Below are 16725 nucleotides of genomic sequence, written 5' to 3' on the forward strand. Positions count from 1 at the left end.
GTAGACAAGCATGTCACGCTTTTTACCATAAACAAAGCTTGTGACTTTTTGGGCTTTAGCTTTATATTCATTTGCCAAATCCCTAACAGAACCTGCTTTGGCACCATATTTTGCAGGACGCCCACATTTTTTACCTTCGATAACCTCAGGAAAACCGTATAAAATACTGTTTTTGCGTAACATGGTGAGGATATGGACTCGATTACCCAGTTGATCTTTTAACGGGTTGTACAGTTTACCGTTACCAAACCATGAATCAGTCACAATAAGAATGGGGGATTTTGTCCAGGTGCCAAGCTTAAGAATCATTTGACAGGCCAGTGTAATTTTACTGTTAAAACACTCAGCCGCTGCTTTGTTGCTAGAGTGATAAAATCGTGTCAACAATGGCAAAAATGCCCAACGGGTATGAATGAGCTTTAAGAGCCCAAGTTGAACAAAGCACTGTGACCAAGGGTATTTACTTTGATTGTGCTTGGCTGCATGATCAAAGAAATGCTCACAACCAAATACTTCCTTGCCGCTTTTAGGCGTGTTGGAGTCATCTAAGGCTATGATAAGGCGTCCATCAGTCAATGGTAATGGAATCAGTTTGAATATAGCTTTCCAAATCACATCCCAGTTAAAGCATTTACTTGCCATAAAGCGATAAAAGCGTGTTTTGCTAAGCGAATAGCCAACTATCTGAACGAGTTTACGATAAATTTGACTACTGATACCAGAACCGATAGGTATAATCATTGCTAAAATCACTGCACTAAAAAGCCGTCCTTTTTGAGTGCTTCTTTTAAAAAGTGCTTGCAAGTGATTAAGCAAAGGTTGTAAGGTATCCATCGATGAGTTGCTCCTGTTTTTTAGCAACCCTAAGATATAGGGATAAACTTTGGTCTGCAGCTCATCCACAGCAAATTCTTACAAAATTCGGGAAAGTTCAGTATTTTCAATAAATATGTATTGTTTACTGTGATCTATACCATCGGTGTAGTGTGGAGTATGGTTGTGAATCTTCTCTTATTGTTTAGCTTTCACTGATTGCTAAACGTATGCGGACAAGCAGTCCATTGGGTTGTAAGTTTTCAAAACTTAGTTTGCCAGAATTAAACTCAATAGCCACTCGAGTAATAGCCAGTCCCAACCCATGACCATCAATATTTTGATGTGCATCGTGTTGTGCACGTGTAAATGCCCGCGCAATATTTTTTAAGTCACTCTCTGAAATGCCTGGACCATTATCTTTAACGTCAATGACAATATGATCATTTTCAATGTAGGCATTTAACGTGTAATTAGGTGCATACTTTACCGCGTTATTAATGATATTCAGTAACGCACGCTTCAATAAATTAGGGTATCCCAAGAAAAAGGTATGTGCTGTTAGCTGATTGTCAAAAATAAAGTTATAGCCACGTTGGCTAAGCTGCTGATATAGATTGTCAAGAAATGCGCACAGATCAAAACTCACTTTGGCATTGTTATTACCACGCTCTGCAAAAGCCAAAGATGAGTCAATAATCATTTGCATCTCATCGATTTCTTGACTTAGGATTGCTTGCGCTTTCTCGTTATCAATAATGTATTTTAAGAGTTTTAATTTGGTCAGCGAGTTTTTCATATCATGTGACATCGACGACAACATAATGGTCTTTTCTTGGAGTAATAATTGAATCTGCTGTTTAAGGACTGATACATCTTTATTGAGGTATTTTGGCAATTTATTGGTTTGTGTATCAGCAGTTGCTGAGTTTAATAATAATTTAGGCAGAATAAAGCGTGCTAAGTACCACATGAAAAATAGTAAAAGAATAATCGCCATGCTAATACCAATACTGCTGCTTAAAAGATAAGGTAAATCATCATCAGGATTTAAAAAAACATAAAAAGTAATAATCTTATGACCTTTGTCATCATTAATCGGGCTGGTGATAAATAACTCATGATGCGTCAATAGATCAGAATGCATTTGATCAAATAACTTATTATCAATAAAGGTTGTATTAACTTCATAGGCGCCAGCAACTTTTTGAAAGATAATATTAAATTGATTTAACTGGGTGCTTTGATGAACTTCCGTTTGAAAGTGCACAAAACGCGGCTCAACATTGGCTTGAGTTAAGTATTGATTACGAATGCGCAATAAGCTAAACAATGAGTTTTGTACTAATGAATCCTCATATTTTGAATGATAGTGCAGATGAATTGCGGTAATAAAAAAGCTATTGAGAATGACTAGAATCAGCATAATGCTAATCAGTTTGGGGAAGCTGATATAGTTCTTTAGAAAAAGCGTTGTGAAGTGCGTGTTTACTTTTTGTGTGAGTTGGTTTGGCATGCTTTTTCCATCAATTACATATCAGATCCTTTTGCAGCTTAAGTATAGAGCGCCAAAGCGATAATGCAAAAATAGGAAAATTGAAAAATTGAAAAACGGATTAATATGGCTAAACAAGCATTGAAATCGCAACGATAAACATCATCAGATGCTGGATAAGCAGCTTGCAAAAAATCCGACTAATGCAGAGTATAAGATAATCATGTGTGCGAGCATGTCTATTTGAAGTAGCTCATTGTAGAGTTTTTTTACCTAAAGTAATACAAAGGTGACTACAATTATTGAGTTTATGCCATATTTTTTATTAAGATGAATCGCTGTTATGGTTCTTAAGGTATATAAATAGATGCAATTTAGAAAATTAATGCTGTTGACTTCATCGATGCTGATGTCATTGACCAGTGTTGCAATGAATAAAACAGATTTAGCGAACTTCAATAAAGCAGAAAGCCTGCTTTTGGCAAAAAATTATAAAGACTACTATCAAGTCAAAGCAAAGCTTACTAAAACACCGTTATATCCTTTTTTGCAATATCAAGAGATCTCAGTTGATCCGGATGTGTTTAAACAAGAAACCATCGATGCTTATTTGAGGCAAAATGAAGGGAGTTTCTGGGCAAATCAGTTAAAGCAGGATTTAGCAAATTACTACCTTAAGCAAAAAGATTGGCAGAAATTTTTACATTATTATGACAATAACTTAGGCTTTAATGGCAAGTGTTATGCCGTTGTTGCTGAGTATAGCGTTGGTGATAAGGCTAAGGCAATTAATGATTTTACTGATCTGTGGTTATCGCGCGCGCGTTTGCCAAAAGCATGTAATGATTTTGAGTCAATCTGGGAAAGTAAGGTGGCGCTAAGTGAGCGCCAAATTCGACTAAAAGCCTATGCGCTAGCTACTTCTGGCTATGTCGAAGATGCACTGAAGTGGATCAATAAGACGAAGAACAAAGAGCTACAAGGCTTTTATGCGCTATGGTTAAAGACGACACAAAATCCTAAAAAATATATGGATGACTGGACAGTTCAATATCATAAAATCAATGGGTTCTCATCTGCTGTTATCAGTGTCATGGGCAACCTATCGGCTAAAGATACACATTATGCTGAAGATTTTTGGCTTGCCTTTAAACAAAAACATTTGCTAGATAATAAAACGATTAATCTAATCAATGCGGAAATTGCGATTGATTATGCCAGAGCGCACAATAAAAAAGCGATTCAATGGCTTAAAGATATCGAAAATGAATATGCCACAAGCTTATTATGGCAGTGGCGTTTACGTACAGCAATTTATTGGAATGATTATAAAGGCTATTTAAATTGGTATAACAAGTTGCCGCAATCGCTTAAATCAGAAGATGATTGGCGTTATTGGCAGGCGAAAAGCTATCAAGCCTTAAAGCAAGATGACAAAGCTAAGCCGATTTTAACAGCGCTGGCAAAAGAGACGAGTTATTATGGTTTTTTAGCTGCCGATGACTTAGGTTTGCCTTATGCGTTAAATAATAAACCCGTTAAGGTTGATCAAAAAACCGTAGATGAGATGGCAAATAATCAGACTGTTTTACAGATTTTTGATTTATATCAGATCAAAGAATATGGCTTATCGTTTGCCTTATGGCGCTTTAGTCGAAATGGCTTCACTAACGAGGAACAATTAGCCATTGCCGAGCTTGCAGAGAAACAGAAAATCTACCAGATATCAACCAGTGCCTATGCTAATGCGGGAAGTTCGAGCAACCTAAAAGGTTTATATCCGTTGGCATTTTGGTCGGATGTGCAAAAAGCAGGTAAAGAGTTTCATATCAAACCAGATGTTATTGTCTCGATGATGCGTCAAGAGTCTGCTTTTCGTGTGCACGGTGTATCTTCGGCAAGTGCGACAGGACTCATGCAGCTTTTACCAACAACAGCGGCATTTCTGGCAAAAAAATACCGCTTAAGCTATGAAGATGATGACTTATACAAACCGCAAAAAGTGATTATGTTAGGAGCTGCTAATTTAAACTTTATGGATCAGTTGTTTAACAATAATTTGATTATTGGTATGGCAGCATATAACGCAGGACAGGGCAATGCGGCGAATTGGTTACCAGCGCAACAACTAGCGGCAGATCAATGGATTGAAATCATCCCCTTTGGTGAGACGCGCAAATACGTTAAGAATATCTTGCGCAATATGGTGGTTTACAATCAAGCGATATTGGGTAATAAGAATTTTCGCTTAGGGCAGGTAATGCAACCAATATCACAAAAAGATAAAACTTAAGAAAGACTAAGGGTAAACCAAGTTGCCAATCACGGCATAATGATCAGATAAATCTGGCATATCACCTAGACGTTTGTTTTTAAGGGCAACGATTTCAACGCTTGATTGTGTGTCACTTGGACATATTGCGCCATCGATACAAAGAATGTGATCAAGTGTTGTTCTTTCATCACTAACTGCCATGCTATTGGTTAATTTGTCATAGCTAAAGGGTAATGTGTTTTGAGCAAAAGGCGCGCTTGATTTTAAATGCAGCATATTAAGCAATGTTTGATAGACGATATTGCCCGTTGTGGGTTCTGTGGTACTTGAATAGCCGCTATCAGCGTTAAAGTCGCCCATTAAAATGACTTTGTCATTACTTGTGTAATGTTGATTTGAAATCGCTTCTTGCAAAGCACCCATTTGTCTTTTCCAAACATTAAATTCATTATCATCAATAGTGCCACTAAAGCTTTGCGCGTGTAGTGAAATAAAGTTATACACTTGGTGATCTTTTTCAATAGCAACAAATACTGCCCCTTTGTTAGAAATCCCTTCAAGTCCATAGGAGCGTGGGAAAACAACATATTGTGGCTGACCAACAATCGGGTATCTGCTGTAAATAACAACGCCACCATTAAGCAGATTTAGATGCTCTAAACTCGGCTGACCCACGACATTTGTTCGATATTTATAGCCAAAAGCTTTCATGCGTTTATCCAAGATATAAAAAGAAATTGGCGCGATTGCTTCTTGTAGTGCGACAACATCGATATTGTGTTTGGCAATCTCTTTAGGGATATAATAAGCGCGCTGATAAGGTTTATTTAAATTCGTGGTTAATGGCGTAGGGATGTTGGGTAATAAATTCACATTATACGTCATCACTTTGATCTCAGTAGCAAATAGATAGGGGGTGATTACTAACATCAAAGCACTGATGATTAACTTCCATCGTTTCATGGTCTTCTCCTTTAATTTCCTTTTAAGTTGGGGGTGAGCATGTCGTCTCATATGCTCAAGGACAGTGTAGAAGAAAATGATGTGAAGTACATTAAAGCAGGATGAAAATAGTATTTTTCCCTTAGAATTTTAGGTTTTTACTTTTTTAGTGTTTTTATTGTTTTTAACGCTTTTACTTACTTTTGCTCGCTATTGACGTTAAAATACAGCCCCATTGCAAGTGATGAAATTAATGAAATTGATTTATGTTGGATACTGCGGATTTATTATTTGAATTAGGCACGGAAGAGCTGCCACCGAAAGCCTTAAAAAATATGGCGCAAAAGCTATTAGAAAACGTCTGTAAAGCATTAGATGAGTTAGAGATTGGCTATCAATCTAAGCAATTTTATGCCTCGCCAAGACGTCTGTCTTTTGTGATCGAACAATTACAAACAACGCAAAAAGATAAATTAATCGATAAAGAGGGTCCGTTTATCGATAAAGCATATGATGCGGATGGTAAGCCAACTAAAGCCGCTTTAGGCTTTGCCAAGTCTTGTGGAGTGAGCTTTGATGAGCTTTCCACCATTGAGCACAGCAAAGGCACACGCCTTTTTTATCAAGTGGCACAAAAGGGGCAGAAAACCAAAGAGATCATTGCTGATATTATTGATAATGCATTGAAGAAATTACCGATTCCCAAAATGATGCGTTGGGGCGATGAAGAATATCAGTTCGTGCGTCCTGTGCATTGGGCGGTATTGCTTCTTGATGATGAGCTGGTTGATGCTTCCTTTTATGGTTGTAAAACTTCACATATCAGCTATGGTCATCGTTTTCACGCACCAGAGGCAATACATATTAATAATGCCAGTGAATACGTGGATAAATTGGAAGCGGCACATGTATTGGTTGATTGGCAAGTGCGTAAAGATAAAGTAGTCACTTCTGCCAAAGCTTTAGCTGAGAAACATCAAGCCAATGCAGTGCTAAATGATGACTTAGTTGAAGAGGTTACCGCCATTGTCGAGTATCCGCATGCCTTATTATGTGATTTTGATCAGCGCTTTTTACGCGTGCCACAAGAGGCATTAATATCGGCAATGGAAGAGCATCAAAAGTGCTTTGCCTTGGTTGATGATAACAATAAGATGATCAATCATTTTATTACCATGAGTAATATCGCGAGCTTAAACCCGCAAACGGTGATTAAAGGTAACAATAAGGTAATGGCAGCACGTTTATCAGATGCCGCATTTTTCTATGATACTGATGTTAAAAAACCGTTAGAAACGTATGTTGAAAAGCTAAAAGTTGTTACATTCCAAAAGGAATTGGGCTCTGTATTTGATCGCACAGCGCGCATCGCGTTATTAGCGCAAGCGATTGCTAAGGTTATTGGTGCAGATGAGATGCTTGCGCATCGCGCGGGTTACTTAAGTAAGGCAGATCTCATGACCGATATGGTTTATGAGTTTACTGATTTACAAGGCATTATCGGTAAATATTATGCCAAAGCACATGGCGAAGATGATGCAGTATGTCAGGCAATTGAAGAGCAATATTGGCCAAAATACGCAGGCGATAAGCTACCTCAAAGTAAAATAGCACAAGCGCTAGCCATCGCTGAGAAAGTGGATACTTTGGTTGGTATATTTGGCATTGGACAAAAGCCAACAGGGGATAAGGATCCATTTGCTTTAAGGCGTGCAGCGATTGGTGTATTACGTATATTAAAAGAGCATCACTTAGCGATCTCATTATCAAGCTTGATTGAGTTGTCAATCAACACTTTCCAAGCGGGTCAATTAAGCGCACAAGCAGATTTAAAGGATAGTTTGAAGCAATTCTTCATTGATCGCTTGAAAGTGATCTATAAAGAAGAGGGTGTAGCCGGAGAAATCTTTGAAGCGGTCAAGGCTGTTGATCATGCTGATGTTGCTGATTTTGATGCGCGTGTTAATGCTTTACTTGCCTTTAAGTCGCATGCAGCATGCGAGCGCTTGGCACAAAGCAACAAACGTGTTGCCAACATTCTGGCAAAAAATACCATAAATGATGTGAAAGATGTGTTGAGTATTGATCAAAGCTTATTACAAGAAGTTGCAGAGATTAATCTATTTGAAGCATTGCATTCTGTTGAAAGCAAATTATCCGCGTTAATAAGTGATAAAAAATATCAAGAGGCGTTGTTGATTTTGTCAACACTCGATGAACCGATTGCCGAGTTTTTTGAACACGTTATGGTTATTGCTGAGGATGAAAAGATTAAAAATAATCGTCTGGCAATCTTACAAAAAATAGCGTACTTATTTCGTCAAGTAGCTGATTTATCTGCCTTATAACGCTAAGGCAATAAGGCGTAGGCTATACGCCCCTACGCAAATATTATCTATTCTAGGATCAAGTCCGAGAATAATCACGAATCATCATAAGCTAGTACCTCTCCCCTTGCGGGATCGCTCGTGCAGCTTAAGCTGCGCGGGTGAGGGGGATACTTGAAGCTCAACTTATTTTTTCATTATTACTTAGGTACTTAATGCCTTGTTTGTTTTATTTTTGATTGCAACTTATCCATAAACGCGCTAATAAATGCAATTCTTTCTTGGGCTTGAGGTAATGCTTTTTTAATTACCAATTTCTGATCTTGGCTTAATTGGAAATCTTGCGGTTGCATTTGCACTAGCGTAATCAGGTGAATAGGATCAAACTCAAGAGGTGTGTTAAAACCTATCTTGCCACCTGATGAGTGCATTTCGATTTTATGAATACCAAGGTGAGTGGCGCTTAATTTCAAATGAGTTATATCAAATAAATATTGCGCATGCTCGGGCAGTAAACCAAAGCGATCAATCACTTCAACTTTGATTCTATCTAGCTCATCGTGTGTTTCTGCACTGGAGATACGTTTGTAAAGTCCTAGACGCGTGTGCACATCATAAATATATTCTTCAGGGAAAAGTGTAGGGATCCTAAGCTCAATCTGGGCATCCAGCTGGAAGGATTGATTGATCTTGGTTGCATCAAATGTTTCGCCTTTTTGTAGTGCTGAGATGGTTTTTTGCAGTAAGTCCATATAAAGATTAAAGCCAATGCCTTGCATATTACCACTTTGCTCCTTGCCAAGCATCTCACCGGCGCCCCGGATCTCAAGATCATGGTTAGCAAGCATATAGCCACCACCTAATGATTCCGTTTCTAAGATTGCTTCAAGGCGCTTTTTAGCATCTTTTGCTAATGATGCTTCAGGTGGTGTCAGTAAATAAGCATAGGCTTGATGATGTGAGCGTCCAACGCGACCTCGCAGCTGATGCAACTGTGCTAAGCCAAAATTATCCGCGCGTTCAATCACAATGGTATTGGCATTAGCAATATCAATACCGGTTTCAATAATAGTGGTACACACCAGAATTTGATAGCGATTCTGTTGAAACTCAAACATGATTTTCTCAAGTTCACGTTCGCGCATTTGCCCATGCGCTACTGCAATCTTGATATCAGGGAAAAGCTTTTGTAATTCCTCAGCCTTATGATAAATCGTGCTAACACTGTTATGAAGATAGTAGGCTTGCCCACCTCTTAACGCCTCACGCATCACGGCTTCTTTGACTATGCCACTGTTATATTGTCTAACAAATGTCTTAACCGATAGGCGTTTAGCAGGTGCCGTGGCAATCACTGATAAGTCGCGGATATTAGAAAATGCCATATTCAATGTGCGCGGAATAGGTGTCGCAGTCATCGTTAGAATATCTATATTAGCGCGCATTGCTTTCATTTTTTCTTTGTGGGTGACGCCAAAACGATGCTCTTCATCGATAATTAACAATCCCAAATTATGGAACTTAATTTTCTCAGATAATAATTTATGTGTGCCGATCACAATATCGATATTACCATCGTTGATTTGTTTGATCGCATCATTTTGCTCTTTGGTTGTTTTAAAGCGTGAGAGTACCTCAACGCTTCCGCCCATTTCACTAAATCGATCACTAAAGTTATCAAAATGCTGTTGCGCTAATAAGGTAGTAGGTGCTAAAACAGCGACTTGTTTATTGTTACTTGCGGCAATAAAGGCGGCACGCATCGCCACTTCTGTTTTACCAAAACCAACGTCACCACACACCAAGCGATCCATCGGTTTATCTGAAATCATATCTTTGATGACATCATTAATTGCAATGGCTTGATCAGGTGTTTCTTCAAAAGGAAATCCTTCACAAAATGCCAAATAGTCTTTCTCATGGAAGATATTGCCATAGCCTTGTTTGAGCGCACGCTCTGCATAAATTGCCAAAAGATCAGCGGCAACATCATTGATCTTTTTAGCCGCTTTTTCTTTTTCTTTTTGCCAAGTATCGGTGCCAAGCTTACTAATAGGTGCATTTTCAAGCTCGGTACCACTATAGCGACTGACTAGATGCAGTGCATAGATTGGCACATATAGCTTTTCATCATTTTTAAATTTAAGTGTTAGAAATTCAGTGTCTTGTGTGCCGAAATCAAGTTTAGTTAAGCCATCAAAGCGCGCAATACCATGTTCAATATGCACTACGGGGCTGCCTAAGCTTAATTCCGATAAGTCTTTAAGAGCGACGGTAGGAATAGCTTCATTTTTTTGTTTAATGCGTGTGCGTAGATTAATCGCACTGTGATTTGCAAAGAGATCAAACTCGGTAACGATAAGTGTTTTATGATTTTTGTTACGGGTGATAATGCCTTGGGTAAAGGGCGCGACAGTAATTGAGCGTGCTGATCCTGATTCAAGCGCATCACTGAAGTTGACATAGGTATCAAGCGTCAAACCCAGTTTGCTTAAGTTTTCATACATAAGTGCTTTTCTGCCTGGGCTTTCAGCACAAAAAATAACTTTGTTAAAGCTTGTATTTGTTAATAAATCCAGAAGCTTTTGATAGGGCTCTTTATATTGATAATGTACATGAATATCAGGTAGCGCCTCAACTTCAAGGTTATTTGCCTTGGTTTTATCTTGAGATAACCATTTAATGTGCGTGAAATCTTTGATTAAGCCATTAAATGCAGCAGGGGACAAGAAAACCTGCTCAGGTTGTAAAATAGGGCGCTCACGATCATGCGCTAACTGGTCATGTCTTGTCAAAATATCAGTGTGATATTTCTCTAATGACAATTGGCAGTTATAAATGCTATGAATGATCGTATCTTGTGGTAAATAGTCAAAGAGCGTGTTAACACGTTCAAAAAACAGCGGCAGATAAAATTCAATACCACTGATCATCTGCCCTTTCATGATACTTTGATAAACTTGGTTTTGAGTATCCGCGTGCGGTATGAACTCATACCAGTTTAGTGCAAATTGATCGAGTGTTTTTTTATCAAGGACAAACTCTTGTGTTGGCAATATGTTGACTTCATCGATTGGCGAGTGAGAGCGTTGTGTTTCCACATCAATACAACGGATACTATCAACCTCATCGTCAAATAGATCAATACGATAGGCGTCATCCGAGCCCATCGGAAAAATATCTAAGATACTGCCACGCACACTAAACTCACCTCGGCTGATCACTTGGGTGACATTTTGATAGCCTGTTGTTTCTAGTTGACGTTTTTTTAGCGTTAGATCAAGCTTGTCTCCTTTTTTAATCATAAAGGCATTAGCATGCAAAAAGGACTTTGGTGGTAGATATTTAGTCAGCGTATTAACACTGGCAATGATAATGCTATTGGGGTTATTTTGAATCTGATTTAAGGTATTTAAACGCGATGAGATGACATCTTCACTCGCGGAGAAGTAATCAAAAGGCAAAATCTCAAGATCAGCAAAGTGCAATATGGTTTTTTGTGGCAGTAGAAAACACAGCTCATCATATAGTTGTAGTGCGACTTGTGCACTTTCACACACTAATAAATGAGGCTTTTGATCATTTGCCAAGATGTATTCATTTAAGGCAAGCGATAGTGCCGTAGGAATGGCGTTGGCATAAATATTGCGTGTCGCTTTTGGCAGAATCTGCATGATAAATTTAAATCTAGAATATTGCGTGGCGTTATTTTAGCGAACTGGCTTAGCATATACCAGACAATACCAGAAAAGATGGCAATTATTGCGCGGTATAGCCACCATCAATGGCAATATTGCTACCTAATAAAAAGCTGCCTGCTTGATCAATCAGATAATAGATTAAACTCGCTACTTCCTCAGGCTGTCCTAAGCGCTTTGCCGGTTGTAGTAATTGTTCTTCTTTATGAATGGTATTAATATCAGCACCTGATTTTTGACAATAGTTTTTTATTGCCTGCCAATAAAGTGGTGTTTCAATCGTGCCAGGACAAACACAATTGGCAGTAATATGATCTTTAGCATAATCAAGGGCGATGTTTTTGGTCAGCTGAGCAATCGCGGCTTTTGTTAAGCCGTAAACCGCTGAGTTATTTTTAGCAACAAAAGACTGATCTGAGCCAATAGTAATAATGCGTCCACCATCGACGTTTCGTTTCATCAATGAAATGGTTTCTTTAAGCACAAAAAAGCATGAGGTAAGGTTAGTGTTTAATACACGAAAATAATCTCTCTCTGACGTGTTTTCAATACTGGCAGAGAAGTGAATGCCCGCATTAGAGATAAGCGCGTCAATGCGTGGGTACTTTTCTTTAATTTGTTTAAAGGTCTCACTGATTGCCGCAACTTGACTTAAATCCGTTTGAATATAATCAACACCTTTAAGCTCATTGGGGGCGATATCTAGATTAATCACCTGATAATTATTGGCGTGAAAGAGCTCACAGCACGCCTTGCCAATGCCTTGGCTGCCGCCGGTAATAATAATGGTTTTTTTTGAGGTCATAACGAAACTTGATTGCTTTGCTTATAACTGCCAACTGTAAAGAAAAAGTGACTGAAAGCAAGAAAAACAAGAAAAATGCTGCTATTTTTTCTTATTTTGGATGGTCTATGGTACACTCCAAAAACCTTTTATTTAGTATGTTAAAGTCATCTTAATATGATCAGTGATGTCGAATTTCAATCACGTGTTGCTCAAGCTTGGCCGAAAGCCAAAAGCTTACAAGTAACAGATGAACAAGAAAAAACATTTTATCGTGAGAAAATAAAACGATTGTTAAAAGAAAAAAATGCCTGTTTAATTGCCCATTACTATGTTGATGCCGATATTCAGGCACTGGCTGAGGAAACCGGTGGTATGCTAGGAGATTCACTCGCTATGGCGCGCTTTGGTAAAGATCATCCAGCGGAAACACTAGTCGTTGCCGGTGTACGCTTTATGGGAGAGAGTGCCAAGATTTTGTCACCTCATAAAAAAGTCATTATGCCGACATTAGATGCTGAGTGCTCACTTGATGTGAGCTGTCAAGAGGAAGAGTTTAAAGCGTTTATTGCTGAACACCCTGATCGCACGGTTGTCGTTTATGTCAATACCTCAGCGCGTATTAAGGCTTTGGCTGATTGGACGGTTACCTCATCCAATGCCTTACAAATTTGTGAATACTTGAATGATCAAGGTCAAAAAATTCTGTGGGCACCGGATAAATACCTAGGACGTTGGATTGAGAAGCAAACTGGTGCGGATATGGTGCATTATAATGGTGCCTGCATTGTGCATGAGGAATTTAAAGCGCGTGCACTCCTTGATTTAAAAGTGCAATATCCAGAAGCAGCTGTGTTAGTGCATCCAGAATCACCTCAAGAGATTGTGGCATTGGCTGATGCCGTTGGTTCCACTTCACAATTATTGGAAGCATCAAAAAAATTGCCAAATCCTATTTTTATCGTAGCGACTGAAGCAGGTATTTTCTATAAGATGAAGCAAACCTCTCCTCATAAGGTATTTATTGAAGCGCCAACCATGGGTAATAGTGCGACATGCAAATCCTGTGCGCATTGTCCATGGATGGGAATGAATACCTTAAAGAATCTCGCTGAAGTGTTAGAGAATGGGAACAATGAAATTATCGTGCCAGATGATGTGCGTGAGCGTGCAATGGTGCCATTAACGCGAATGGTGGAGTTTAACAATAAATGAGTCATACACACTTACAAACCGAACAAATTACCGAAGTCCCTAAAGCGCTTGTGACAAGAATGGTAACACAAGCACTGGCTGAGGATATTGATCAAGGCGATATTAATGCTTTATTAATCAATGAACATGAGCAAGCTCGTGCACGCGTGATCACACGTGAGCCGATGGTGATGTGTGGCTATGATTGGGTGAATGAAGTCTTCAGACAAGTTGATCCTAATTTAAAAATCCATTGGTACCATCATGATGGTGATGAGGTGCTTGCGAATAAAACACTTTTTGAAGTTGAGGGGGTAGCACGCAGCATCTTATCCGCTGAGCGCAATGCACTTAATTTCTTGCAAATGCTTTCAGCTGTTGCCACAAAAACGCGTGAATATGTCAAAGCGATTAAGGGCACGGAATGCACAATACTAGATACACGCAAAACGATTCCAGGATTTCGTTTAGCACAAAAATATGCCGTTACTTGTGGTGGAGGGATGAATCACCGCATTGGTTTGTTTGATGCTTTTTTAATTAAAGAAAACCATATTGCAGCGTGTGATCACTCCATTACTAGGGCAATTGAAAAAGCGCGAGAAATCGCGCCACAGAAAATGGTTGAAGTCGAGGTTGAGAACTTTGATGAGCTTAATGAAGCACTAAAAGCGCATGCCGATGTGATTATGCTTGATAATTTCTCATTAAGAGATATGCAAAAGGCCGTCAGTATCGCTAAGGGTAAAGCGCAACTTGAGGCCTCTGGTAATATGTCACTTGATAGTATTTATGCGGTTGCGCAAACCGGCGTTGATTTTATCTCGATTGGTGCACTGACTAAAAACATTCAAGCGATTGATTTATCGATGCGGTTTATATGATATTGGCAGTTTAGCCTTGTAATTTCCAATTAATTGTTGTGATTTGATCGCCATCCTGAGAGTTGGTTGTTGGCTTAGCATGGAATAAAACATAAGGGATGCACTGAGAATCATACCGCTCCCGTTCCACGGGTGCGGTATGACTCCTCAATATATTAATGTTGCGATTTGATTAAGCAGTATGCTTTGCTGCTTGGTGCTAATTTAACCAATGCTTGGTTTGATTACAAATGACTAAAAATGACTGTTATGTTTTTACGGTGTAGCATATGGTTTTTAGATAAAACAGGCAAAATTAAAGAGTTATACAGATGACTTTGCTGTAAATATCATCGATAAAATCCGCTTGACATTAACGTCAGGGCTGTGGACTAATACCATGTATGTTGCACATTTACAAGGTGCGCTGACGATGTCTGTTTATGATTGGTGGACAGAAAATCTCAATGAGACATCAACTTGGTGGAACCGTCCAAGTGGCACGCCAAAAGTACGCATCAATGTTTGTTAAAATCTAGGAAGGAGTCATCATATATGTTTCGTACAAATAAAAAATCATTATCAGCCGTTATGGCATTATCTTTAATGGGATGTGCTGCACTAAGTAATGCGGATGCAAGATCAGAATTGATCTTAGAGAATAATTGCCCTTATCCTGTGACTTTTAAGCTAGATGGCGATAATGCCGGATCAAGTTTCAGTACAGAAGTTTTACCCAATCAATACCACTTAGCCGGTAGGTATACTAATAGCAATACGTTTAGCCATACGACTTCAGATATTCATATATCTTTTGCGCCTTCTACAGATGCCAAGGCGCGATCAGGCAGCGTCCAATACTTGTTAAATAATGGTTGGACAAGTAATAATACAACCTTTAAGAAGCTCAATGGTGAGATTGAGGTTGAACATGGTAATCTCGCTCAGGATTATCAAAAATCATGGCATAGTTACACCTTGTCAGGTAACTATAATATTCCAAGCTTTACCGTGTCTGCTTGCTCAAGCGCATTAAGCATCAAGGGAAGTGCGCTTGAATATGTCAATCGTGTCTTAATTTTTGGCGATAGTTTAAGTGATCAAGGCAATATTTATAAGTTCTCAGGCGGATTAATTCCAAAATCCATCCCATACTATACTGGCATGTTTTCTAATGGCAATGTATGGGCAGTGCAGCTTAAAAATATGCTTAAGCCTTATGGCGTTGAAGTGAGCAACTACTCGGTTGGTGGTGCCACGGTTGTATTGTCACCAAGCTGGGCAAGCCAAGGCTTACCTTATAATCTAGCGGCAGAAGTTAAAATGTATCAGTTAGATAAGCAAAGCTGGTCACAAGGTGAGAATAAACTGGCAATCTTCTTTATTGGTGCCAATGACTATCTCACCGCCGATAAATCGATGAGTAAAGAGGCAATGGATCATGCGGTGAGTCAGATTGTTGGTAAGATTATTTCCTCAATTGGTGAAGTTGGTGCAGATAATGCGTTAATTATTGGATTGCCAAATTTAGCATTAACCATTGAATCAAAAGAGCTAGGCAATGAAGCTGTGTTAAGTTATATGAGCAACCTACATAACACTTTATTAAAGCAGTTTGCAGCCTCTCAAAGCAATGTTAAATTTATTGGTATTGATGCGATGTTTGAATCCATGTTAAAAGATCCAGAGCAGTTCAATCAAACCTATCACACGCGACTAGATCCCAAGGTCATAGGGCAATCTTGTTGGCAAGGTGGGTATTTTGCAACACATTTAAATGCCGAATCTGAGGATCCAAATGCTTTTTATCGAATGTTGCTAATGAAAAATTCAACAGGTGAAAATAATCTAGAGTATATTAATAAAGTACCGCTATCTGCTGATATCAAAGCAACGATTATGGCTTCAACCAGTGGACAAATGTGTAATGACCCGTGGCGCTATGTCTTCTGGGATCATGTTCACCCAACGTATCAGGTACAAAAAGCACTGTATCAGTATGTAATGCACCAGATTAGGGTAAAGTGATTGTTTAAAGCAATAAAGTTATGCAAATATTATTTTAGGTGTTTTTTAGATTTTCGGATCAAGTCCGAGAATGATCGCGAGTTGTCATATTCGGGCTTGAGCTGAATATCCATTATTACTGAAAACTCTCTATTTTTTATTAAGCCCTTATTATAGTCAAGTTTTAAAGGTTGCCATCCCACGGCTGTCCCATCTAAAATATGTTGACTTTTGCTAAATTTATCTTTGAAGTTGTCATCAAAGGAATCTATTGTATTAGCTATGACTCAGGAAATATCCACCACTTTTGAAAATCACTTTAAAGAT

At 38.8% G+C, this 16725-nt stretch carries 10 protein-coding genes; 5 read left to right on the forward strand and 5 right to left on the reverse strand.

Annotated features, from left to right (window positions below; translation table 11 throughout):
- Together DNJ75_RS12790 and DNJ75_RS12795 are read right to left on the reverse strand one after the other, a co-directional pair.
- A partial coding sequence (locus DNJ75_RS12790) for an IS701 family transposase (RefSeq protein WP_157968336.1) occupies positions 1–834 on the reverse strand: 834 nt, incomplete at its 3' end.
- Positions 835–1018: 184 nt separating this feature from the next.
- Positions 1019–2329, reverse strand: coding sequence for a sensor histidine kinase (locus DNJ75_RS12795; protein ID WP_117003849.1), 1311 nt, complete (start codon positions 2327–2329; stop codon positions 1019–1021).
- A gap of 346 nt (positions 2330–2675) precedes the next feature.
- On the opposite strand from DNJ75_RS12795, the gene DNJ75_RS12800 reads away from it, so the two are divergent.
- Positions 2676–4601 carry a lytic transglycosylase domain-containing protein gene (locus DNJ75_RS12800; protein WP_117003850.1) on the forward strand — a complete coding sequence of 642 codons (1926 nt, stop codon included), beginning with the start codon at positions 2676–2678 and terminating at the stop codon, positions 4599–4601.
- Positions 4602–4607: 6 nt separating this feature from the next.
- Here DNJ75_RS12800 and DNJ75_RS12805 read toward each other — a convergent pair whose 3' ends face one another.
- Positions 4608–5546 carry a sphingomyelin phosphodiesterase gene (locus DNJ75_RS12805; RefSeq protein ID WP_157968337.1) on the reverse strand — a complete coding sequence of 313 codons (939 nt, stop codon included), beginning with the start codon at positions 5544–5546 and terminating at the stop codon, positions 4608–4610.
- A 245-nt stretch (positions 5547–5791) separates the two neighbouring features.
- On the opposite strand from DNJ75_RS12805, the gene glyS reads away from it, so the two are divergent.
- A complete protein-coding gene (gene glyS / locus DNJ75_RS12810; protein WP_117003852.1) occupies positions 5792–7873 on the forward strand; it encodes a glycine--tRNA ligase subunit beta in 2082 nt (693 codons plus the stop codon).
- Positions 7874–8064: 191 nt separating this feature from the next.
- On the opposite strand, the gene mfd is transcribed toward glyS, so the two are convergent.
- The gene (gene mfd / locus DNJ75_RS12815; protein WP_117003853.1) at positions 8065–11526 is read right to left on the reverse strand and encodes a transcription-repair coupling factor; all 3462 of its coding nucleotides are present in this window, start codon (positions 11524–11526) and stop codon (positions 8065–8067) included.
- A gap of 85 nt (positions 11527–11611) precedes the next feature.
- On the reverse strand, positions 11612–12355 hold the full coding sequence (locus tag DNJ75_RS12820) for an SDR family NAD(P)-dependent oxidoreductase (protein WP_117003854.1): 744 nt from the start codon (positions 12353–12355) through the stop codon (positions 11612–11614).
- Between the two features lie 156 nt (positions 12356–12511).
- Here DNJ75_RS12820 and nadA point away from each other — a divergent pair, with 156 nt between their 5' ends.
- The 3 genes from nadA to DNJ75_RS12835 all read left to right on the forward strand — a co-directional run bounded on the left by nadA (position 12512) and on the right by DNJ75_RS12835 (position 16419).
- Positions 12512–13549, forward strand: coding sequence for a quinolinate synthase NadA (gene nadA / locus DNJ75_RS12825; RefSeq protein ID WP_117003855.1), 1038 nt, complete (start codon positions 12512–12514; stop codon positions 13547–13549).
- A complete protein-coding gene (nadC, locus tag DNJ75_RS12830) occupies positions 13546–14412 on the forward strand; it encodes a carboxylating nicotinate-nucleotide diphosphorylase (RefSeq protein WP_117003856.1) in 867 nt (288 codons plus the stop codon). Before nadA ends, nadC begins: the two co-directional genes overlap by 4 nt.
- A 534-nt stretch (positions 14413–14946) precedes the next feature.
- Positions 14947–16419, forward strand: coding sequence for an SGNH/GDSL hydrolase family protein (locus DNJ75_RS12835; RefSeq protein WP_117003857.1), 1473 nt, complete (start codon positions 14947–14949; stop codon positions 16417–16419).
- Positions 16420–16725 lie beyond the last annotated feature (306 nt).

The sequence above is a fragment of the Cysteiniphilum litorale genome, from assembly GCF_003428165.1.
GTDB lineage: Bacteria > Pseudomonadota > Gammaproteobacteria > Francisellales > Francisellaceae > Caedibacter > Caedibacter litoralis.

Coding starts and splice junctions, on each gene's coding strand:
- DNJ75_RS12795 (WP_117003849.1), bottom strand. CDS start 2,329: ATGCCAAACCAACTCACACAAAAAGTAAACACGCACTTCACAACGCTT.
- DNJ75_RS12800 (WP_117003850.1), top strand. CDS start 2,676: ATGCAATTTAGAAAATTAATGCTGTTGACTTCATCGATGCTGATGTCA.
- DNJ75_RS12805 (WP_157968337.1), bottom strand. CDS start 5,546: ATGAAACGATGGAAGTTAATCATCAGTGCTTTGATGTTAGTAATCACC.
- glyS (WP_117003852.1), top strand. CDS start 5,792: ATGTTGGATACTGCGGATTTATTATTTGAATTAGGCACGGAAGAGCTG.
- mfd (WP_117003853.1), bottom strand. CDS start 11,526: ATGCAGATTCTGCCAAAAGCGACACGCAATATTTATGCCAACGCCATT.
- DNJ75_RS12820 (WP_117003854.1), bottom strand. CDS start 12,355: ATGACCTCAAAAAAAACCATTATTATTACCGGCGGCAGCCAAGGCATT.
- nadA (WP_117003855.1), top strand. CDS start 12,512: ATGATCAGTGATGTCGAATTTCAATCACGTGTTGCTCAAGCTTGGCCG.
- nadC (WP_117003856.1), top strand. CDS start 13,546: ATGAGTCATACACACTTACAAACCGAACAAATTACCGAAGTCCCTAAA.
- DNJ75_RS12835 (WP_117003857.1), top strand. CDS start 14,947: ATGTTTCGTACAAATAAAAAATCATTATCAGCCGTTATGGCATTATCT.